This window comes from Variovorax sp. V15 (genome assembly GCF_041154425.1).
Lineage (GTDB): Bacteria > Pseudomonadota > Gammaproteobacteria > Burkholderiales > Burkholderiaceae_C > Variovorax > Variovorax guangxiensis.
This window is the reverse complement of record NZ_AP028660.1, coordinates 438,868-460,372: the sequence shown is the minus strand read 5'-3', so window position 1 is coordinate 460,372 and position 21,505 is coordinate 438,868. Positions and strand designations below refer to the sequence as shown.

Below are 21,505 nucleotides of genomic sequence, written 5' to 3'. Positions count from 1 at the left end.
CAACACACAGAGAAGAGAAAGCCAAACCAGATACCGCCCGGTTGCCCAAAAAGTGTTGTAGGTAATCCACGTAAGAAGGGATGCACAGACAAAGCTTGCCCGGCACACTGAAAGCCACGACCTTCCTGCCATGTCTCCACGTTCTTCCACAACCTCTAGGAGATCAGCAAGTCTGAATCGTCGTTGACCATCGAGACCATGAAGCCCCAACAGACCGCAGCCAGAACCTCCAAGACGCCGATCGGCAGCCATGCGACTCCGCGTTTGCCCCGAAGGCCCTGAAGACCCTGAAGACCCAACTCGCGTAGGGCGGACTCTCGCCGCTCGCGAAAAGCTATTCGGCGTTGAGCGCGTATTGCTCGGAGATTGCTGGATGCCGTGCGCCGCTCTAGCTGCAGGATCAAGGCTTTCCATTCCTTGCGTTTCGAATAACAAGTAGCCAAAAGACCAGGCCTCCAACTGCACCTGAACCAAGATAGTTAAGCGAGTCGAACAGTCCCGACTGAGCCCAACGCACGGAGTCAAACGGCATGGCAAGCTGATTCCAAAATGGAACGGCAAGCAAAAGGCCGCCAAGGGCAAACTGCCACCAACGTTTGAGGTTCCAACGTTTCATCGCCGCGTATGCCGGCAGACCAAAAAGCAGGGCGCACAGAATTGCTAGCGGAAATCCTGCAATCCAATAGAAAGGTAGTCCGCACCAAGCGAATGTTCCCGCGAACAAGCCAACTCCACAGGTACCGGCAGTCGCCAAGGCTACGCCAGCGCAGGCGGAAAAGCAGAGCAACCCAAGAAATCGAAGCATCCGTTCACCCTAAGTTATGGTGTGGCCGGGGCCACTTTTGATTCGCATCGAGGCTAAGCCAAGTAGCGGCGCAGGGACGCGAGCAACGTCTGCAATTGGCCGATTGTGTTGAAAAACTCGTCTCGAATCTCGGATGCGATGGAGACCGCACGGGATTCGTAGTCGAGTTGGCAGTGCGAGAGCACAACGCAAGCCTCGCGGCTCACCTCACGCGTTCTTCATGGCCGTATCTGCCGCGCCAGGCATCAACCACTTCGCCATTCGCCGAAGATTTTGAGCTGTAGCGCCCAGCAAGAACTCGTCTTGCGCACCGCTGAGCCCGCGCAGCCGCAGTCGATCCAACTTCATGATGCGCTTGAGATGCGCGAACAGCATCTCCACCTTCTTTCGCTCCCTGCGCGACCGTTTGTACTCCGGTGTCTTTGCAATGAACCGAGCCACCTCACGCGCACCTTCATGGATGCTGCGCGCGATCTTGCGCGACGGGCCCAAACGGCAGAACCAGCGATAGGCCAGGTTGAGATGGACTTCCTCGCACAGCCGGCGCTCGGATCGGATGCCTAGGCAATAGCCGATCACGAGCATGCGAATCATGAGTTCGGGATCGATCGAGGGCCAGCCGGTGTGGCTGTAGAACGGTGCCAGATGTTGGCGCAACTCACCAAGGTCGAGGAAGCGATCAACGCCTCGAAGCAGGTGATCGCCTGGGACGTGAGTTTCGAGGTTGAATGCGTAGAACAACTGATCTTGAACGGCGTTCTGACCCATCATGGCGCGTACCTCCATCGATGAAGATAGGACATGAGGACGCCGCGATGGTTCTAGGATTCGAGGGAGTTTTTCAACACAATCGGCCATAACCAGACGCTCGCCAGGGCGGCCAAATCCGCGTGGAACCAGACGTTCGCGGCGCATCTACAACAAGAGGAACCCGGGAAATGCGGCGTCAATTTCTACGCCGCATTTTCCGGCATGCCATCAACACCAAATTTCACACCGCGCTCTTCCAGCTTCGCGCGCGCTGCGTGGTGCACTACTCCGCGTTTGCGCGTGTCAGACTCCAACAGCCTGCGCAGTGTGGCCTGGCTGACGTTGGCATTGCGCACCACTTCCATTCGTACGCCCCAGAATTTGTCATTCGCGAAACGATCCAAGATATCTGCGTCAGCATCCGGATTCATAGCCGCTGTGGCGCGTATAGCCTGATTCGGGTCAGACAAGAAGGGCTCGAGTTCCACTGCATTGGCTGCACCACTGGCAGCAATGTAGCGACGCTCCTCTGCATTTTTCTGTTCAGTTGTCTTTTTGGCCATCGCGCACTCAAATAGACGAAAGCATCTAGCTTTGCACACGCCATAGCTGATGCATACGAATTCTGGCTGCGCTAGTAGGATAACCATCCTGAGGTTGAATGGATCCGTCATCCAAGTATTCGAGCGACCGCTTTACGCGCTCGACGATGACTGGCGTGCGCCCTTCGCAACGCAAGCGTGACCGGCTACAGTCGGCCAAAAGCAGACATTTAGACAAGATTTCCCATGTCTTCAGCACTTGCCTTCTACGACCACATTTGCTGGGGGACTAGCACCGCGGTTCACGACATCCTCGGTAGGGCGGCATCGATTGCGTCTGAGCGCTATGGGGCCAGCGACCCGGTGTCAGAACTACTTGCACGAGAGCTAGCAGAGTACAGGGGAGGCAAGGTCGTCAGCCTGAGTGACGTCGATCTGCCTGTCGATCGGCTTTTTGAGGTTCTCACCGCCGCGCGCGAGCAAGCTTGTGCGAGTGATGAGTTCACTGCGATGGGTCGGAGTTGGCTCACTGGCGCAATGGCGACGTTCTGCAAGGAAGTGGAAATGGCTATCAAGCCGCCACGATGAACTGTGCCCAAGTAGCACGGGACTGTGTGACTCCGCGTGCACCTTCTCGGACCTACAGACATGGCAAGATTCGGCCAACAGCAGCCCTTCAAACTCCAATCAGCATGCGTCCATAACCAGACGTTCCAGATGACGATGTCACCGCATGACCAGCTCCGACCGCGTAGGGGATATCTACACGAGGTTTGGATTGATGAAGAAGGCCTTGAGACTTGTATCGCGCTCGGACCTGCCGGCGATGCAGCTAGACGCCTGCTCGGAAAGAGCACGTGTGTATGGGTTTTCTGGGCGAGATGTCATCTCGACGCGATGAACGTCTACTACGAATTTCTCGGCAGAGGAACGTACGAGAGCGACGAACCATGGGATCGAGAGGACTATCCGTCGGGGTGGTATGTCGAACAGCAAGCGTATCTCGCCACAATCTGCATGCTGCCAAGTGGCAAAGCCGAGTAGCGATGTCGCGGCGAATTGTGCCGGGTGGCGCGCCGATATAGGTGTGGCAGGATCCGGCCATGACCGGACCTTCAAGCGCCGCCTCTCGCTTGCCCAGACCTTTGCTGTCGCCGATGCTAGGATGACATTTGTATCAATGTGCGTTGTCCCGCCCGGCAAATGAAAAATCTCCGTCCTCTATTGGCCCTGTGCTTGGTCCTCACAACGCTATTTCCGCTCAGCGTTCGAGCCGTTGAGGCAAACCGGAAATCGGCGTTGGCGAGCGAACTGACCGACCTCATGCAAGTCAGGAAGATCGCTGCAGGGTATCTGGTGCAGTGCAGTAAGTTGGAAGGTTCATAGGCGCTCCAAAAACGCGCGCAATGCCACTGGCTTGTCAAAACTCTGATCTGCCGTAATTTGCAGCACTTGGATGCGATCGTCGACGAGCCGAAGGACCACCATCGCCTTCAGGCAATCGTCGCGCAAAGGACCTTTCGCAGAGATGGGGCACCCGGCGAGCAAGTTCGCGTCGCCGCGGTGGTCGTCGTGACAGCACTCGGCAATGGACCTTCGAACTACTTGGCACGCATCCGCTGCGTCGTCTTGCGTGGCGGGTCGGACTTGGATATTCATCGGTGCCTCAAATGGCTGCTCGTGGCCGAATGTAGCCTCTCTCGGCTTGTCATGGGTACGTCACCGTCCAACCTTCTGGTCGTACTGCATCGATGCCCAGAAACCTATCATTTTTCAGAGGTTCTCCGAACTCTGTCATCAATCGGCGTCATATAACTCTCCCAGAAGGCACAATGCGCCCATGCCAAATATCGCATCAGCCCTGAAGGAAGAGATCGCACGCGTAGCCCGCAAGGAGGTGCGCGTGGAGATCGAAACGTTGAAGAAGCAAAGCGTTCAACACCGCAGCGCAATTGCGGCACTTAAGCGTGAAATCGCTGCTTTGCAAAAAGCGGTGCGGCAACTGTCCAAGCTCGATTCGCGCAAGATGTCGACGGCCGAAGCGGCGCCGCCCGACGAAGGCGGTCCACGTCGACGTTTCAGCGCGTCGCGTGTAGCTGCGCACCGCGCCAAACTGGGCTTGTCCGCCGCCGATTATGGGACGCTCGTCGGTGTCTCGGGCCAGACGATCTACCACTGGGAGCAGGGTAAAGCTCGTCCCCGGGCTGCCCAGCTCGAAAATCTCGCTGCCGTGCGAAGCCTTGGCCGTCCGGAAATTGCCGAGCGACTAGGCCACTAGCGCGACCTCAGTCTCGCCGACCCCGTTGACTCGACGACCCGGCGACGCGGGTCATGGCGCTGTACATCGAAGCGATCCGGCGTCCCGAGAAATTCCGGGCCGCTGCGCTCAGGGCGGCGATGGCAGGCAAGCCCGTCGTTGCCTTCAAGGTCGGGTGCTCTGAGCGGGCGCCAAGGTGGCCGTCTCGCACACCGGTGCGATGGCCGGCACGGACCGCATGTACGACGACCTGTTCCGCCGGACAGGTGTGATCCGCGCCCAAACTTTTGGCGACCTTCTGGACATTTCGGCCGCACTCGCAACAAGGCGCGTTCTGCGGGGCCGGCGGATCGCCATCTTCACGTTGACGCGGGGACGCCGGCACGCTTGTGTCCGACCGCCTGGGGATTTGCGGATTCGAGGCCCCGGCGCCGACGAGCTCGCGGCAGTCGCGCTGCGCGCCTTGCAAAGCGGCGACCAGACCTCGCCCGATCGCAATCCGATCGACGTCACTCTGGCCTATGCCAGCTCGCATGCGCCCGAGGCCGCAACTCTGCTCAGGCAGCTTGGCATGTCGGCCTTCGTGGCGGCGAAGAGCTGTACGGCGGTGCTGGCAGGCATGCAGGCAGGCCAATGGCGCCTGCCCGAAGCGGGCTCTGCGGTCGCGGTCCAGGCGCCGTTGCGAGATCTGGTGACGGGGTTGCTCGACGAAGCGCAGGCCAAGCGACTTTTCGTGCGCTCCGGCATACCCTGCGCGCGAGGTGATTGTCCAGAGCGGACAGCAAGCGGAATCGGCGGCGCACGAGCTCGGTGGAGCCGCCGTGCTGAAGATGTTCTCGGAGGAGATCACGCACAAGCGCGATGTCAGCGGCGTGGCCGTGGATGTTGCTCCCGATCCGATCGCAGATCGGCTGGACGCGACGGCCAGCGAGGTCGAATGCCATACGAGCAGCCGTCCCGTGCGCTTTCTGGTTCGGGAGATGGTGAGCGGCGAAACCGAACTGATCCTCGGCATGTACGCGATGCCCTTGGTCGGCCATCCATGCTGGGCACGGGAGGCGTGACGGCAGGACTCTTCAAAGACACCACGATGCGCCTGTTGCCTGCGGCAGGTGGCTTCCCGAGGAGCGAGCGCTGGCCGTGATGCACGAGCTCAGGACATGGCCCTTGCTCGATGGGGTTCGCGGCCAGCCCAAGGCCGATGCAGGGGCAGGTCGACGCGATCGCCGCCTTCTCGCGCATGGCCGCGCAATGGGGTGACGACTGATCAAGGCCGAGATCAATTCGATCTTCGTGTTGGCGCAAGGGCAAGGGGGTTGCGCGGTGGATGGAGGCGCCGCGTTGCGCTGAGAAGCCCCGGGAGTGGCTATGCAGAACTGGAAGACAAAGATCCGGATGCTCCGGTGCGCGTGCCGTGCTGGTACGGCCTGCCATTGCATGTCACGCAACAGCGGCATGCCGCCCCGGTCGGGGTGTGGGCATACGCGAGGGTCCTTGGATTGCACACGACGAAGGTGTTGCGGCAGCCCCTTGACATGCGAAACACTTTCACAGCCCGAGCACATCAACGAACCACGTTGCATCCGCCAACTTTCTGTCTGCCGCCATGCTGAAGTTCAGAGCCATCAATGCTATTGCCTGCGTTCTGGTGCTCTTTGGAAACTCCCCGGGCCTTGCCATTGCCGACTCCATCGGCTACCTGGGGCCGGCAGGGAGCTGGACGCACCAGGCTTGCCTGGACCTGTTCGGTGCCAGGGATCTCGTGCCGTTGTCGCGCGACGAGTTGTTCAAGGCCTATGTCGACGGAAAGATCGAGCGCGCCTGCGTCCCCGCCACGACCTCCGCGGTTGGCGCGACGCCTTACCTCGACGCGGTGATCGACCTGCCCGACGTGCGCATCGTCGCCGAGTACCCGAAGATGCTTGGATACAGCCTGTTGACCAAACCGGGGACGAAGCGAGGAGACATCGTGGCGGTCCACGCGCATCCGGTGGCCTTCGAAGAGGTGCGACCGTGGCTCGATCGGGAGATGCCCCGCGTGCGTCGCATCGACGCAGCCAGCGCGGGCGCGGCCGCACAGGCGGTCGCGCGCAGCGCGACGCCCGATGCGGCGTCGTTCGGGCCGAAGGTCGGGGCAGACATCTATCCACTCGTGTCGCTGGTCGACGGCATCGAGGAAGGCCCGCACAACGTCACCCGCTGGTGGGTGCTCGGCCGGCAGATGCCGGCGCCCACCGGCGACGACAAGACATCCTTGCTGGTCGCTGTCTCGGATGCCACCCTGTCGAGCACCTTGGCCGAGTTCGGCGCGGCAGGCGTGCGGATCCTGACGATCTACGAGCGCCCGAGCAAGAAGACATTGGACACGCATCGCTATCTGGTGGAAGTCGAAGGACCTGCCAAGCAGGGAGCCCTGGCCGCCTTTCTGGAGGAGCACCGCGAACTGCGCGTCCTCGGCTCCTATCCGCGCCGATGATTTGATCCTGGTGCCCGCAACTTTGATGGAGCGCCACGACGCGAGCGGTCCAGGGGGAAACCCGAAGGGCGAAGTCCGACCAGCGACCATCCGCCGCATCCGCGGCCGGAGCAAACCACACGGCATACAAAGCACCTTTGCACGCCCTGGGCGGAACGCCCGGCGTCTTCACATCTAGACTGCCGCGATGATCCGAGACCCTTCCTCCTTCCCGCAGACCCTGGCCGACCTGCGGCGCCATGTGCGTGAATGCCTGATCCCGCGCGAGGCCGAGGTCGAGCGCGACGACGAGGTGCCCGCCGACCTGGTCGAGGACATGGCCGCCCGGGGCTTTTTCGGCTGGTCCATCCCCGACGCCTGGGGTGGCGCCGGGATGAGCACCGAGGAACTGGTGCTGGCGGCCATGGAACTGTCGCAGGCTTCGGTGGCTTTTCGTGCGCGCGTCGGCACCAACACCGGCATTGGCTCGGAAGCGCTGGTGGCCGACGGCACGCCGCAGCAGAAGGAGCGCTTCCTGCCGCGGCTGGCGCGCGGCGAACTGACCGGCGCCTTCGCACTGACCGAACCGCAGGCCGGCTCCGACGCCACCGCCTTGCAGACTCGGGCGGTGCGCGACGGCGACCATTACGTCCTGGACGGCACCAAGTGCTTCATCACCAACGCGCCCATCGCCGGCCTGTTCACCGTGATGGCACGCACCGATCCCGCCGACCCCACCGCGCGCGGCATCAGCGCCTTCCTGGTCGAGCGTGGCACGCCGGGGCTGTCCACCGGCGAGCCCTACCGCAAGATGGGGCAGTCCGGCTCGCCGGTGTCGGAAGTGCACCTGCGGAACTGCCGCGTGCCGGCTGACAACCTCATCGGCGGGCGCGAGGGCATGGGCTTCAAGACCGCGATGAAGGTGCTGAACAAGCAGCGCATCCATCTGGCGGCGCTGTGCACCGGCCCGGCCATCCGCATGCTGGACGAAGCGGTCGCATGGACCTGCCAGCGGCGCCAGTTCGGTCAGCCGGTGGCCGGCTTCCAGCTGGTGCAGGCGCTGATCGCCGATTGCCAGACCGAGATCCAGGCCGCCCGCGCGCTGATCCTGCAGACCGCGCGCCAGCGCGACGACGGCGAGGACGTGGCGATGCAGGCCTCGATCTGCAAGTACTTCGCCTCCGAGATGTGCGGGCGCGTGGCCGACCGCTGCGTGCAGATGCTGGGCGGCACGGGGTTCATCCAGGGCCATGCGATCGAACGCTTCTACCGGGACGTCCGGTTGTTCCGCCTCTACGAGGGCACCAGCCAGATCCACCAGCTCAACATCGCCAAGCGCACCATCGCCGCGGCGGGCTACCGGCTGGACGACTGAGGCGGGTATCGCAAGCCTGCGTGCGTTCGCGCGTGCCAGTGCGCGGGACGATGCGGTACCGCGCTACCGGATGACGTGCTTCTCGCCGAGGGCCTGCAGCCGCTCCTGCGGCAGCCCGAGCAGCTCGCCCAGCACCTCGGCCGTGTGCTCGCCCAGGTGCGGCGGCGGGTGGCGCACGCCCGTGCGCGTGCCATCGATGACATAGGGCGGCGCATGCACGGCCTGCGGGCCCGCCTCGGCATCCTCGAAGCGGTGCCATACCTGCGCCTGCTGCGTGCGCTGCGACTGCAGGGCTTCGTACAGCCCCAGCACCTCGCCGCAGGGAATGCCCGCGCGGTCCATGCGTTCGATGAGCTCGGCCCGCGTGTGCCGCCGGATCTGCGCCAGCAGGATGGGCAGCAGCTCGCCGCGGTTCTTCGAGCGCTCGGTGTTCTTCTCGAAGCGCGGGTCGCGCGCAAGCTCGGCGCAGAAGATGACTTCCTCGCAGAACTTGCGGAACTGGCTGTTATTGCCCACCGCGATCACCACCGGTCCGTCCGCGGCGTCGAACACGCCGTAGGGGACGATCGAGGGATGCGAGTTGCCGAACTTGGCGGGGTCGCCCTTGTTCAGCCAGGCGGTCAGGCCATAGTAGGAGGTGATCATCATGCCGCTGTCGTACAGCGACATCTGGACATGGCGTCCCACGCCGGTGCGCGTGCGCGCGTACAGCACGGCCAGGATTGCCTGCGCCGCGTACATGCCGGTGAACATGTCGACCGCGGCGACGCCGAACTTCAGCGGCCCCTGGCCTTCCTCGCCGTTCATCGCCATCAGTCCGGTCTCGCCCTGGACCACGAGGTCGTAGCCGGGGCGGGCCTTCTCGGGCCCGAGGACCGGATAGCCGGAGATCGAGCAGTACACGATACCGGGGTTGACCTTCTTCAGGTCGTCGTAGCCCAGGCCCATCTTCTGCGCGCCGCCGTACTTGAAGTTCTGGATCACCACGTCGCAGCGCTCGGCCAGCTCGCGCACGAGGTCGCGGCCTTCCTCGGCTTGCAGGTCCACGCAGATGGAGCGCTTGTTGCGGTTGCAGCTGTTGAAGTAGGAGGTGTTGTGGCTGCCGATGCGAACGCCCCAGTCCCGCGTGTCGTCGCCGCGCTCGGGATGCTCCACCTTGATGACCTCGGCGCCGAGGTCCGCCAGCGCCATCGCGCACAGCGGCCCTGCCATGACCCGGGACAGGTCCAGGACGCGAACACCGGACAGGGGCAGCGGGTTGGGATGGTTCATGTGCGGGGCGGGGCCTTCTTTCATTGCGACTGCTTGGGCAGGTTCAGGCTTTGCAGCACCGGCAGCCAGCGGTCCGACTCGGCCTTGATGAACCTGTCGAGGTCCTCGGGGCTACCGCCGCGCGGCTCCATGCCGATGGCGCGGGCCCGCGCCACGAAGTCGGGATCGGCGATCACCTGGTTGACGGCCTTGTTGAGGCGCTCGATCGCGGGCTTGGGTGTGCCGGCCGGCACGGACAGCGAATACCACAGCGTGGCTTCCATGTCGAAGCCTTGCTCCTTGAAGGTCGGCACGTCGGGCACTTGCGGCAGGCGCCGCGAATCCATCACGCCCAGCACGCGCAGCTTGCCTGCCTTGACGTAGGGCAGCGCCCCGGTGATGGATGTGCCGTGGATATCGATCTGGCTGCCGAGCAACGCCTGCAAGGCCGGCGCGTCACCGTTGAACGGGATGTGGGTGGTGCTGAAACCTTGGGCCTTCTCGAAGGCGATTGGTGCCAGGTTGGTGAGGATCGCCGCGCCCGGCGAGGCCCGGTTGATCTTGCCCGGATGCTGCTTGGCGTAGGCGACCATCTCCTTGATGTTCTTGTACGGCAGGTCGGTGCGTCCCACGATGATGGCCGGCTGGTAGGCGATCTGCGTGACCGGCGCGAAATCCTTCGCCGCGTCGTAGGGCAATTTATCGTAGAGCACGCTGTTGTTCGCCAGCGTGCCCAGAGAGGACACGAGCACGGTCTGCCCGTCGGGCTTCGCGCGGGCGACGTGGTCGGCCGCGAGGATGCCGCTGGCGCCGGGCTTGTTCTCGATGATGACGTTCAGCCCGTGCTTGTTGAGCTCCTGCGCGAGGATGCGGCAGTACTGGTCGGTGCCGCCGCCGGCGGCGAACGGCACGACGATGCGCGTGACCTGCTGCGCGAAGGCGCTGCCGAGGGCGCACGCGCCGATCACCAGCCCGACGATGGTGTTGCGAAAGCTCACGTTGTCTCCTTGTTCTGATCCGGAATCGGATTCGCGAATCAGTCTAGATGGCCGCCGTCGGGCCGGTGCTGCAGGGAGTGAAAAGATGCTTTGCACGCCGCGTCGCGACCGGCTAGGACCGGTCGGCACACTTCATCCATGGACGCACGGATTCGCCGAATCGGAAAAACCAGGGACCGGCTTGGAGAAAGCCCCTGCTGGGATGCCGATGCACAGGCCGTATGCTGGATCGATGCGCTGGCAGGCATCCTCTGGCGCCTGCGTCCGCAGTCCGGCGTGCTCGAGCAGCACAGCCTCCCGGCGCCCGTGGGGGCCATCGCGCCATGCCGCGGCGACGCCGTCGTGGTCGCGCTGCGCAACAGCTTCGCCCTCTACGACTTCGCCACGCGCGGGCTGGAGATCCTGGCGCACATCACGGTGGATCATCCCCGCGTGCGCTTCAACGACGGCAAGTGCGATCCGGCCGGCAACTTCATTGCCGGGACGATGCACATGGAGCGCCAACCCGGCGAGGCTGTCCTGGGCGGGCTGTACCGGCTGCGACCCGACGCCCGGGTGGAGCAACTGGCCGACGACATCGGCTTCGCCAACGGCCCCTGCTTCAGTCCCGACGGCCACACGCTCTATCTGGCCGACAGCCTGGAGCGCACGATCTGGGCCTACGACTACGACCCGTGCGGGCCGCTGCGCCACAAGCGCAAGTTCGTGGACACCGGACGCTTCGAGTCCGGACCGGACGGCGCGACGGTGGACGCGCAGGGCTTTTTCTGGACGGTGCTGACCCGCGCGGGCCAACTCGCGCGCTTTGCACCGGACGGCGAGCTCGAGCGCCTCGTGGCGCTGCCTGCGACCTACCCGACCAGCCTGTGCTTCGGGGGCGCGCGCCTCGACCGGATCTACCTGACGTCGATATCGCGCAGCGCCCGCCTCGAAGGCCCGAAGCCGCACGATGGCGGGCTGTTCGTGATCGAAGGCCTGCCCGCCTCAGGACGCCTGCCGCATCGCTTCGCCCGAGGCTAGAGGACCCGGCCGGCAGGCTCTAGCGCTGATCCTCGTCCTTCAGCGCTTCGGCCACGAAATCGACGAAGGCGCGGACTTTCAGCGGCAGGGTGCGGTTTTGGCGGAAGACGGCGAAGATGCCGTTGGAGTACGCCCGCACCGCGAAGCGGTAGTCCGGCAGCAGCCGCACCAGCGTGCCCGAGCGCAGGTCGCCGCGCACCGTGGCCTCCGACAGCAGCGCGATGCCCATGCCCCCGATGGCCGCCAGCCGCAGCAGTTCGCCGTTGTTGGCGCTGAGCACGCCCTGGATCGCCAACTCCTGCTGCTCGCCGGCCTCGTCGATGTACTTCCAGATGGTGGCCTCGCGCTCGCGCTTGTAGGTCAGGCAGCGCACCTGCGGCAAGTCGGTGGGGTGCTTGATGCGCGAGTAGGTCTTCACGAAGGTGGGGCTGGCCACCAGCACCTCGTCGCTGGACAGCAGCCGCTTGATCACGAAGCCGGAGTCGTTCGACTCGCCGGTGCGGATGTCGACGTCGAAGTCGTGCTCCACGAGGTTGACCGGATGCTCCGACAGCTCGACTTCCACGTGGATGTCCGGGTAGAGCTGGGCGAAGCGCGGCAGCAGCGGCGCCACCACCCGCAGCCCGATGTGGGTGCGCGAATGCACCCGCAAACGACCTTCGGGCCGCTGGCGGGCGTCGCGTGCGGCCTGCTCCGCCTCCGCCATGGACTCGAGCACGACCTCGGCGCGTTCCAGGAAGGCCTGTCCCGCCTCGGTCATGCGGAGGTTGCGGCTGGTGCGGTCCACCAGCTGCACGCCCAGCTCCTCTTCGAGCGCACTGATGCGCCGCGAAATGGTCGCAGGTGACAGGCTCAGGCTGCGCGCCGCGGCCGAGAGGCTGCCCTTCCTCTGGGTGGTGACGAAGATGCGCAGCGAATCGAGGGCCTTCATTTCAAAAGATGCAAACAAGCTGTGCGCACGTTGGCGATCCGCAGGCGGCTCCCGTTCCTACGATTCGTGCACATAGGCACCAACCACACAGGAGCACCGGCAATGGATTTCGGAATCTTCATTCTGATGCAGCAGCGAAACAAGCACAAAACCTCCCACCAGATCCTGCGCGACGCCGTGGAGCAGACGCGCCTGGCGGACGAGCTGGGGTTCGGCGCGGCATGGTTCGCGGAGCATCATTTCAGCAACTACGGCATGTGCTCGTCGCCGCTGACCATGATCGCGCACTGCGCCGCAGCCACCCGCAGGATCCGGCTGGGTACCGGCATTGTCGTCGCACCGCTGTACACGCCCGCGCGGCTGATCGCCGACGTGGCCATGGTGGACCAATTGTCCAACGGCCGCCTCAACCTGGGCATCGGCTCGGGCTACCAGCACTTCGAGTTCGAGCGCTTCGGCGTCTCGCTGGAGTCGGCCAAGGCCCGCACCTTCGAGATGCTCGACATGCTCGAGCTGGGCCTGAAGCAGCCCAAGTTCAGCTACGAGGGCGAGTACTACCGCCAGCCCATGAGCGCGATCAGCCAGCGCGCGGTCCAGCAGCCGATGCCGCCGATGTGGATCACCAGCGTGGACCCGGCCTTCGTCTCGCGCGCGGTGAAGTCGGACCACCACGTGTTCGTCTCCGGCGGCGATGGTGGCGTGGAGAAGATGCATGCCCATCGCGTGCTGATCGACAAGGTGGCGAGAGCCGAAGGCAAGGATCCGACCGGCGTGAAGGTGGGCCTGCTGCGCGCCGCCTATGCCAGCAATGACAAGGCCGAGGTCGACGCCTACTTGGACTGCGCCCGCTACCAGCGCCGCGTGGCCTTGAGCCTGAAGCGCCGCACCGCGCAGATCGCCGACGACTACCAGGTCGAAGAGGGCATCGTCGAGGGCGAGCCCACGCTCGAGGAGATGCGCGCGCTGCTGCCCGTGGGCAGCATCGACACCGTGATCGAACGCGTGGTCAGGGAGATCCGCGCCCTGAAGCCGGTGCACTACTGCTTCCAGACGCAGATGGGCGATTTCGACCATCCCACCATGCTGCGCCAACTGCAGACCTGGTCGAAGGTGATCATTCCTGCGGTGCAGCAGGAGATCGCCAACGACCCGCCGCACGCCAGCACAGCCGAGCGCGAGGTCGCTGCCGCCTGAGGCGCCGCAGCGAAGGAGAACGCCCATGTCCGAGGTCGCCGAAGAACGCACCCGCCCCGTTGTCGAACCCGCGCTGTTTCGCCAGCTGCTGGGCTGCTTTCCGACCGGCGTGGCGGTCATCACGACGCGCACGCCCGACGGACGGCCCGCGGGGCTGACCTGCAACTCGTTCAGCTCGGTGTCGCTCGAGCCGCCGCTGGTGCTGTTCAGCCTGCGCAACGCCAGCCGGTTGCGCGACACCTTCCTGGGGGCCGAGAGCTTCGCCATCAACATCCTGGCCGAGCGCCAGGACGCGCTGTCGGGACGTTTCGCCTCCAGCAAGATCGAGGACAAGTTCGAAGGCGTGGGCTGGCAGCCTGGCTTGCTGGGCATGCCGCTGATCGACGATTGCCTGGCGAGCTTCGAGTGCAGCGTGTTCGCCCGCCACGAGGCGGGCGATCACACCGTCTTCATCGGCGAGGTGCGGCACATGGCGGCCGGCGGTGGCGACCATGCGCTGGTCTTCTACAAGGGCGCCTACATGATGCTGGCCGAGTCGCTGCGCAAGCTGGTGGTGCAAGGCCAGCTGGGCGACGCGGACGTCGACGAGGCCTACCGCACGCTCTACGGCACCTTGCTGCGCCTGGCCTGCGAGCGTGCCGACGATGCCGAACTGGCAGCAGTGGAGGACGCCGTGGACGCCATCGAGGCCCACCCCGGCGACGCCTCGCGCCAGGACCGCATCGAATCGGCCAGCCGCTTCTTCCGCGCCATTGCCGCCGCCGGCCATAACCAGGCGCTGATGCTGATGGCACAGACCATGACCGGCGTGCTGCGCGAGCGCATGACGCACGTGCTGCCGGTGCGCGCGCGCCCGGACCTTTATCCCCTGCGCCGCAACGTCGCGCGCGGCCTGCGCCGGCGCGATGCCGACGCCGCCGTCGCGGCGCTCGACGAGCTGATTGCCCAGCTGCGCAAGGGCTGAAAAAACCCCATCGAATCGAATCCCTGGAGACAACGAGAATGTCCATCGACTACGCCGGCTTTCGGCGCGAACTGGAGGAGTTCGCCCGCAAGTCCTGCCCTTCCGAGATCCGTGCCGTCGTCGCCGCGGGCCAGAAGATCACCAAGCGCGAATACCAGGCGTGGCAGAAGATCCTCAACGCCCAGGGCTGGGGCGCGCCGAGCTGGCCCGCCGAGGTCGGCGGCACCGGCTGGGACATCCGCCAGCGCCTGATCTTCGAGGAGGTGATGGCCGACAACGACTGCCCGCCGCTGTACCACCATGGCCTGGGTCACATCGGGCCGGTCATCATCCGCTTCGGCACGCCTGAGCAGAAGGCGCGCTTTCTCCCGCGCATCCTGGACGGCTCCGACTGGTGGTGCCAGGGCTATTCCGAGCCAGGCTCGGGCTCGGACCTGGCTTCGCTGTCCACCAGTGCGCGCCTGGATGGGGGCGAGTGGGTCATCAATGGCCAGAAGATCTGGACCTCGCATGCGCACGAGGCCAGCATGATCTACATGCTGGTGCGCACCTCCAGGGAGGCGAAGAAACAGGAAGGCATCTCGCTGATCCTGGTGCCGATGGATGCGCCGGGCGTCACCGTGCGCCCGATCCGCACCATCGACGGATGGCACCACCTCAACGAGGTCTTCTTCGAAGAGGTGCGCGTGCGCGCCGACAACCTGGTCGGCGAGGTGGGCAAGGGCTGGACCTGCGCGAAGTACCTGCTGGAGCGCGAGCGCCTGCCGCCGGCCAATGTGGCCCGTCTGGAGCTGCTGCGTCGCCAGGTGGTGCGGCTGGTCGAGGAGGCCGCAACGGCCGCGCACGGGCGACGCGATTTCAGCGGCCTGCACCACAAGCTGCTGCTGTGCGAAGCCGAAGCAAAGGGCGCGCGCGTGATGATGGCGCAGGCGACCGACGATCTGATCCACCAGCGTGGGCTGGGCGTGCAGCCGTCCGCGATCAAGATGACGTGCGCCGATGTCGCCCAGCGGCTGACCACGATCGCGCTCGATGCCGTCGGGCCCGAGGCCGCGCATCGCTTCCTCGCCGATGCGGATCCCGAGGTGCCCGCCGCCACCTGGATCCAGAACTACATGTTCACACGCGCCCGCACGATCGCCGGCGGCACTTCCGAAGTGCAGCGCAACGTGATCGCCAACGAACTTCTGGGAGCCTGACAAGCATGTCCACCTCTTTCCCGTCCCTCTTTCCGGGCATGCTGCTCGACGCGGCGAGCCGCTATGCGCAGGACCACGCCGCCGTGCCGGAACTGCCCGGCGACCCGGTGCGCGAGCTGGGCTGGACCGCCACCCTGGTGCCCGAGGAAGCCGGCGGCGTGGGCGGCAGCCTGGCCGACCTGGCATCGATCGTCGAAGGACTCGCCACGCATGGCATGCACCTTCCGGTGGTCGAGACCTGCGCGGTCGTGCCTCTGCTGCTGCAGGCGGCCGCGCCCGAGGTCGGAAACCGTTGGCTCGGGGCCGTGGCCGAGGGCTCGGCGCAGCTCGCGCCGCTGATCGCCCTGTCCGCCATGCCTGAGGAGATGGCGCTGCGGGCGCGTCACCTCGGCATCGGCTACGAGTTGAATGGCTTCGTGCAGGGTGTCGATGTCTCGCTGCCCGCGACGCATTGGCTTGTTCCAGCCGAGGTGGACGGCGAGGCGGCGATCTTCCTCGTCGACGCCGAGCGCGTCGGTGTGCCCGTGGCGCGCTACCGCACGATGGAAGGCCGACGCGGTGCCGACTTCGCACTCGCCCGGCTCACCGTGCCGCAGGGCAGCTGCATCGCGCGCGGCGGCCAGGCCCGCAATGCACTGGCTGCCGCCAGCGATGCCGCGCTGCTGCTCACTGCCGTCGACACGGTGGCCGCGCTTGCCGCGCTGACCCAGCAGACGCTCGGCCACCTCAAGGAGCGGCGGCAGTTCGGTGTGGCGCTTTCCACTTTCCAGGTGCTGCGCCACCGCGTGGCCGACATGTACGTGAAGTACCTCGGCGCCAAGGGGCTGACGATCCACTGCTTCCATGCGCACGAACAGAAGGGCTCCGACCTGCGCCGGAGCCTGCGACTGGCCAAGGTGTCGCTCGCCGAGACGGCGCGCGGCTGCGCCGAAGCCGCGATCCAGATGCATGGCGGCATGGGCCTGAGCGAAGAGGTGCTCGCCACGCGCCTCGCGCAGCGCCTGATCGCCTCCGAGTTCCGCTACGGCGACCGCCTCTTGCATGCCGCCCACCTGAAGGCATCGCAGGGCGATGCCGGTCCCTCATCCCTTTCCAACCTCGCCAGGAGTGCGCAATGAGCGTCAGCCTTGAAGTTTCCGAATATGTCGCGGTCGTCCGCCTGGACAAGCCGCCGGTCAATGCGCTCGATCGCGAGACGCGTCGCGGCCTCATCGAAGCCTTCGACGAAATCTCCGAGCGCACCGACATCCGGGTTGCGATCCTCACCGGGATCGGCAAGCACTTCTGCGCCGGTGCCGACCTCAAGGACCGGCCTGACCCTGGCAAGGCCGGCGACTTCCTCGGCCACAACCGCCTGACGCGCGAGACCGGCAATGCGATCCGCGAGTGCGCCAAGCCGGTGATCGCTGCCATCAACGGTCCGGCGCTCGGCGCCGGCTTCGGGCTCATGGCCGCCTGCGACATCTTCCTGGCCAGCGAGGACGCGACCTTCGCCATGCCGGAGATCAACGTGGGCCTGGCCGGCGGCGTCTCGATGCTGCGCACCATGTTTGGCCGTTCCTTCACACGCCGCCTGTTCTTCACCGGCATGCGCGCGTCGGCAGCAGAGCTGTATCGCCGCGGCGTGCTCGACGAGGTGGTGCCGGCCGACCAGCTGATGCCGGTGGCCTTGCAGCTCGCGCAGGAGATCGCGGCGAAGGCGCCGCTGGCCATGGCCTATGCCAAGCAGGCGGCCAACATGATGGATCTGATGCCGCAGCGCGATGGCTACCGCTTCGAGCAGAACTTCACCATGGCGCTGTCGAAGACCGAGGATGCGCAGGAAGCGCGCCGCGCCTTCCTCGAGAAGCGCTCGCCTGTCTACAAGGGGCGCTGAGATGCAGGCGCTGGTGGAAGTGGGATGCGGCCTCGAGGCGCTGTTCAGTCCGCGCTCGATCGCGATACTCGGTGCCTCTGACGATGTCACCAAGATCGGCGGACGCCCGCTGCAGTTCCTTCGCAAGTACGGCTATGCGGGCCGGATCTACCCCGTCAATCGCAAGGCCGGCGTCGTGCAGACGCTGCAGGCTCATGCGAGCGTCGCCGACCTGCCGGAGGCGCCCGAGCTCGCCGTGATCGCCGTGCCGCCGGAGGGTGTGCTCGACGCCGTGGAGGACTGCGCCGGGCGCGGCGTGCGCGCGGCGGTGGTGCTCTCCGCCGGCTTCTCCGAGATGGGCGAGGAGGGCGGCAGGCTGCAGGCCCGGATCGCACAGGTGGCCAGGCGCAGCGGGATGCGCATCGTTGGGCCGAACTGCCTCGGTGCGATCGGCGTGCCGGACAGGAGCATCGCGACCTTTTCGGTGGCGCTGGAAGATACCTTCCCCGCCGCGGGCCCGGTGGGCATCGTCTCCCAGAGCGGCAATCTCGGCAGCTACACGCTGCGCCTCGCATCCGAGCGGGGCCTTGGCATCAGCCGGATGCTGACCACCGGCAACGAGTGCGATGTCGACATCGCCGATGCGATCGCCTCGCTGGCAACGGATCCGGGCACCTCGGTCATCCTTTGCTGCATGGAGACCTGCCGCGATGGCGCCAGGCTGCACAAAGCCATGGCAATGGCCCGCAAGGCGGGCAAGCCGCTGGTGGTTCTGAAGGTGGGTGTGTCCGAAGCGGGCAGTGCCGCCGCCGCTTCTCACACGGGCGCGCTCTCCGGCTCGGACGCCGTGTTCGACGTGGTGCTGCGCAATGGCGGCGCGATCCGCGTGCCGAGCATCGAACAGCTCCTGGAGGTGGGTCATGCGCTCGCCGTGCTCGGGCCGGATCGCTTGCCCCGTGGCAACAAGGTGGCGGTGCTCACGGCCTCTGGTGGTTTCGGCGTGCTGCTGGCGGATGCCGCCAGTGCGCAGGGTCTGGCGCTGCCCAGGCTGGCTGCGCAGACCCGCGAGCGGATCCTGCAGGTGGTGCCCTTCGCATCACCGTCGAATCCGGTGGACATGACGGCGCAGGTGTCCAGCCGCCCGGAGGTGTTGGCCAAGGTGCTGGCCGCCGTGGCCGAGGACGACAGTTGCGATGCGCTGATGCTCCAGTCGGCCAATGCCTTCCATGTACCTCGGCTGCGAGAAGTGTTCCTGACGGCCCTCGCGCAGGTGCGCAAGGAACACCCGTCGCGCCTGATCGTCCTGTGCGCACGCGCGCCGCAGGAGGTGCGCGCGCGGCTCAATGCGATGGGTTTCCCGGTGGTGGAGGGCATCGATGCGGCCTGCGCGACGCTCGCGGCACTGGTGCACTTCGGTGCGCGCGCCGAACCGGCCCCCGCGGGCGCGCTCGTCGAGCGGGAAACCCTGCCTGCGGAGGCCTTCGCGACCGAAGCCAGCGCCAAGGCAGCGCTCGCCCGTGCCGGGCTGCCGGTGCTCAAGGAGGCCATCGCGGCCAGCCGCGACGAGGCACTGGCCGCCGCGCGCGACATCGGCTTTCCGCTGGTGCTCAAGATCGTCTCGCCCGACATCGCGCACAAGACCGAGGTCGGCGGCGTGGTGGTGGATGTGCGCTCCGAAGGCCAGCTGATCGAGGCTTACGAGAGCCTGCTCGCCCGCGTGGCGCACAAGGCGCCCCAGGCCCGCGTCACCGGCGTGCTGGTGGCGCAGATGGCGCAAGGCGGCGTCGAGCTGATCCTCGGGACCCGGAAGGATCCGGTGTTCGGCCCGATGGTCATGGTGGGGCTGGGCGGCATCTTTGCCGAGGTCCTCAAGGACGTGGCGCTGCAGAGCGCGCCGGTCGACGAGGCGCAGGCCACGGCAATGCTGCGTTCGCTCAAGGCATTCCCGCTGCTCGACGGTGCGCGCGGTCGGCCGAAGGCCGACGTGCAGGCGGCCGCACGTGCCGTTGCAGCGCTGTCGTGCTTTGCCGCGCGGCATGCCGGCGAAGTGGCCGAGATCGACATCAATCCGCTGGTGGTGCTGGAGGCGGGAAAGGGCGCCTTCGCGCTCGATGCGCTGCTCATTCCCGAACAGGCAGAGAAAGGCAAGCAATGAATGCATCCCTCGAAGGCCGCGTGGCCTTCATCAGCGGTGCCGGCCATGGCATCGGCCGGGCCACTGCGCTGGCGATGGCCCGGCTGGGCGCCACCGTCGGCGTCAACGACCTCAAGCAGGAGTTCGTCGAGGAGGCCTGCGCACAGATCCGTGCGCTCGGCGGCAAGGCCATTGCACTGCCGCGGGACGTGTCCAGCCGCGAGGGCATGCGCGAGGCCGTCATGCAACTGGCGCGCGAGGCGGGGCGGCTCGACATCATGGTCAACAATGCCGCCTGGGTGCGCTACCAGCCCCTGGCCGAGATCACGCCCGAGGTCATGGACCGGATGGTGGAAATCGGCTTCAAGTCGGTGATCTGGGGCATCCAGGCCGCGGCCGAGGCAATGGATGCCGAGCGCGGGGGGACCATCGTCAATGTGGCGTCCATCGCGGGCTTCAAGTCACCGACGCGCTCGGTGGTCTACAGCGGCATCAAGGCGGGGGTGCTGGGCATCACGCGCGCGGCGGCCGCCGACCTCGGTGGACGCAACATCCGGGTGAATGCGGTTGCGCCGGGTGCAGTACCCACCGAGGGAACGGCCAAGCACCGCAATGCGGAGCTCGATGCCAGGCGCATCGCGCGCACGCCGCTGCGGCGCCTGGGCACGGTGGAGGAGATCGCCGATGCCATCTGCTTCCTGGCGGGCGATGCGGCGCGCTTCCTCAACGCGGAAGTGCTGCGCCTGGACGGCGGCGCCTCGGAGACCTCGCTGTGAGCGCCGCGCAGCCAGCGGCCCCGCGACGACTGCAGAACGTCTATGTCGCCGCGAAGCAGCCGCGGCAACTGCACGCCTTCTACGCATCGGCGCTCGGCCTGCCTTTGAAGTTCAACGACGGGGACCGCTGGTTCCAGTATGGCGTGGGCAACACCAACGTTTCGCTGGCCTGCCTCGAGGAGGCGGCACCCGCTGCCTCTGGCCTGGTGATGGTGTTCGAGGTCGATGATTTCGACGGTGCGCAGGAGCGGATCGCCGACGCGGGCGGCGAGGTGCTCGGCATGCGCGACATGGGCGACCACGGCATGGTGCTGTCGTTGCGCGACCCCGAGGGCAACATCGTGCAGTTGTTCCGGCGGTCACCGCCCGGCGCCACATGAGCGGCCAGGCATCGTTGGAGGCACTGCTGGATCGCGAAGCGATCCGGGACTGCCTGTACCGCTACTGCCGCGGCATCGACCGCTGCGACGAGGCCGCCCTGCGCTCGGCCTATTGGGAGGATGCCACCGACTGCCACGGCGCCTGGAAGGGCAGCGCCGAGGGTTTCATCGCCCAGGCCCTGGACAAGCTGCGCCAGGGCGGGTGACGCGTGCACCAGATCACGAACGTGCTGATCGAGTTGCATGGCGACGCGGCCGCGGTGGAGAGCAGCTTCTTCGCGTTGCAGTCCACGGCCGCGCTGCCGCAAGGACAGACCTTTCTCTGCGGGCGCTATGTCGACCGCTTCGAGCGCCGGGCAGGGCAGTGGCGTGTGGCTGCGCGCACCGTGGTCTACGACTGGATCGAGGAGCGCGCGCGGCCCGAGCTTGCGCAGGACGACGCGGCCCTGTTCGGGCCGCGGCAGCCGAATGGACGCGCGGCGCCGGACGACCTGGTCTATCGATTGCTAGAGGACATTCACCGCGACGAATCCGCTGCGTCGCGCCGGTGACTCTGCAAGGCGCTCGACGCGAGGCAGCGCACTGCCGGGCGATAGAGTGCGACAACGCACGCTTCATT

The 21,505-nt window shown here is 66.0% G+C and carries 19 protein-coding genes and 2 pseudogenes; 16 read left to right on the top strand and 5 right to left on the bottom strand.

Annotation, left to right across the window (positions count from 1 at the left end; genetic code table 11):
- Positions 1-1,012: 1,012 nt before the first annotated feature.
- Complete coding sequence (locus tag ACAM57_RS34540) at positions 1,013-1,576, bottom strand: transposase (RefSeq protein ID WP_369662687.1); 564 nt, start codon at positions 1,574-1,576, stop codon at positions 1,013-1,015.
- Positions 1,577-1,758: 182 nt separating this feature from the next.
- On the bottom strand, positions 1,759-2,118 hold the full coding sequence (locus ACAM57_RS34535; RefSeq protein ID WP_369662686.1) for a hypothetical protein: 360 nt from the start codon (positions 2,116-2,118) through the stop codon (positions 1,759-1,761).
- A gap of 225 nt (positions 2,119-2,343) precedes the next feature.
- On the opposite strand from ACAM57_RS34535, the gene ACAM57_RS34530 reads away from it, so the two are divergent.
- From ACAM57_RS34530 to ACAM57_RS34505, 6 genes and pseudogenes are all read left to right on the top strand, one after another.
- Entirely contained in the window at positions 2,344-2,685 is a 342-nt protein-coding gene (locus ACAM57_RS34530) for a hypothetical protein (protein ID WP_369662685.1), read from the top strand.
- Positions 2,686-3,937: 1,252 nt separating this feature from the next.
- On the top strand, positions 3,938-4,375 hold the full coding sequence (locus ACAM57_RS34525) for a helix-turn-helix domain-containing protein (protein ID WP_369662684.1): 438 nt from the start codon (positions 3,938-3,940) through the stop codon (positions 4,373-4,375).
- A 53-nt stretch (positions 4,376-4,428) separates the two neighbouring features.
- Positions 4,429-4,613, top strand: a pseudogene (locus ACAM57_RS34520) (acetyl-CoA synthetase); the annotation flags it as partial.
- Positions 4,614-5,115: 502 nt separating this feature from the next.
- Complete coding sequence (locus ACAM57_RS34515; protein ID WP_369662683.1) at positions 5,116-5,418, top strand: acetate--CoA ligase family protein; 303 nt, start codon at positions 5,116-5,118, stop codon at positions 5,416-5,418.
- Positions 5,419-5,960: 542 nt separating this feature from the next.
- Complete coding sequence (locus ACAM57_RS34510; protein WP_369662682.1) at positions 5,961-6,830, top strand: prephenate dehydratase; 870 nt, start codon at positions 5,961-5,963, stop codon at positions 6,828-6,830.
- Positions 6,831-7,017: 187 nt separating this feature from the next.
- Positions 7,018-8,184 (top strand): acyl-CoA dehydrogenase family protein, encoded by a 1,167-nt coding sequence (locus tag ACAM57_RS34505; RefSeq protein WP_369662681.1) that lies wholly within the window; start codon positions 7,018-7,020, stop codon positions 8,182-8,184.
- Positions 8,185-8,247: 63 nt separating this feature from the next.
- On the opposite strand, the gene ACAM57_RS34500 is transcribed toward ACAM57_RS34505, so the two are convergent.
- A complete protein-coding gene (locus tag ACAM57_RS34500; protein WP_369662680.1) occupies positions 8,248-9,456 on the bottom strand; it encodes a CaiB/BaiF CoA transferase family protein in 1,209 nt (402 codons plus the stop codon).
- Between the two features lie 20 nt (positions 9,457-9,476).
- Positions 9,477-10,433, bottom strand: coding sequence for a Bug family tripartite tricarboxylate transporter substrate binding protein (locus ACAM57_RS34495; protein ID WP_369662679.1), 957 nt, complete (start codon positions 10,431-10,433; stop codon positions 9,477-9,479).
- Positions 10,434-10,571: 138 nt separating this feature from the next.
- Between ACAM57_RS34495 and ACAM57_RS34490 the strand changes: the two genes are divergently transcribed.
- On the top strand, positions 10,572-11,453 hold the full coding sequence (locus ACAM57_RS34490) for an SMP-30/gluconolactonase/LRE family protein (protein ID WP_369662678.1): 882 nt from the start codon (positions 10,572-10,574) through the stop codon (positions 11,451-11,453).
- A 19-nt stretch (positions 11,454-11,472) separates the two neighbouring features.
- On the opposite strand, the gene ACAM57_RS34485 is transcribed toward ACAM57_RS34490, so the two are convergent.
- Positions 11,473-12,384 (bottom strand): LysR family transcriptional regulator, encoded by a 912-nt coding sequence (locus ACAM57_RS34485; RefSeq protein WP_369662677.1) that lies wholly within the window; start codon positions 12,382-12,384, stop codon positions 11,473-11,475.
- A gap of 102 nt (positions 12,385-12,486) precedes the next feature.
- On the opposite strand from ACAM57_RS34485, the gene ACAM57_RS34480 reads away from it, so the two are divergent.
- The 9 genes and pseudogenes from ACAM57_RS34480 (at position 12,487) to ACAM57_RS34440 (ending at position 21,437) form a co-directional block, all read left to right on the top strand.
- The gene (locus tag ACAM57_RS34480) at positions 12,487-13,578 is read left to right on the top strand and encodes an LLM class flavin-dependent oxidoreductase (protein WP_369662676.1); all 1,092 of its coding nucleotides are present in this window, start codon (positions 12,487-12,489) and stop codon (positions 13,576-13,578) included.
- Positions 13,579-13,603: 25 nt separating this feature from the next.
- Positions 13,604-14,542, top strand: a complete 939-nt coding sequence (locus ACAM57_RS34475) for a flavin reductase (protein WP_369662675.1) — start codon at positions 13,604-13,606, stop codon at positions 14,540-14,542.
- Between the two features lie 38 nt (positions 14,543-14,580).
- Positions 14,581-15,741, top strand: a complete 1,161-nt coding sequence (locus tag ACAM57_RS34470) for an acyl-CoA dehydrogenase family protein (protein WP_369662674.1) — start codon at positions 14,581-14,583, stop codon at positions 15,739-15,741.
- 5 nt (positions 15,742-15,746) lie between these two features.
- On the top strand, positions 15,747-16,859 hold the full coding sequence (locus ACAM57_RS34465; RefSeq protein WP_369662673.1) for an acyl-CoA dehydrogenase family protein: 1,113 nt from the start codon (positions 15,747-15,749) through the stop codon (positions 16,857-16,859).
- Positions 16,856-17,617, top strand: coding sequence for an enoyl-CoA hydratase/isomerase family protein (locus ACAM57_RS34460; protein WP_369662672.1), 762 nt, complete (start codon positions 16,856-16,858; stop codon positions 17,615-17,617). The genes ACAM57_RS34465 and ACAM57_RS34460 overlap by 4 nt, the downstream gene beginning before the upstream one ends.
- Position 17,618: 1 nt before the next feature.
- The gene (locus ACAM57_RS34455) at positions 17,619-19,751 is read left to right on the top strand and encodes an acetate--CoA ligase family protein (RefSeq protein ID WP_369662671.1); all 2,133 of its coding nucleotides are present in this window, start codon (positions 17,619-17,621) and stop codon (positions 19,749-19,751) included.
- Positions 19,748-20,506, top strand: coding sequence for an SDR family NAD(P)-dependent oxidoreductase (locus tag ACAM57_RS34450; protein ID WP_369662670.1), 759 nt, complete (start codon positions 19,748-19,750; stop codon positions 20,504-20,506). Before ACAM57_RS34455 ends, ACAM57_RS34450 begins: the two co-directional genes overlap by 4 nt.
- The gene (locus ACAM57_RS34445) at positions 20,503-20,886 is read left to right on the top strand and encodes a VOC family protein (RefSeq protein WP_184642367.1); all 384 of its coding nucleotides are present in this window, start codon (positions 20,503-20,505) and stop codon (positions 20,884-20,886) included. The genes ACAM57_RS34450 and ACAM57_RS34445 overlap by 4 nt, the downstream gene beginning before the upstream one ends.
- Positions 20,883-21,437, top strand: a pseudogene (locus tag ACAM57_RS34440) (nuclear transport factor 2 family protein). Before ACAM57_RS34445 ends, ACAM57_RS34440 begins: the two are co-directional and overlap by 4 nt.
- The last annotated feature ends 68 nt before the right edge of the window (positions 21,438-21,505 follow it).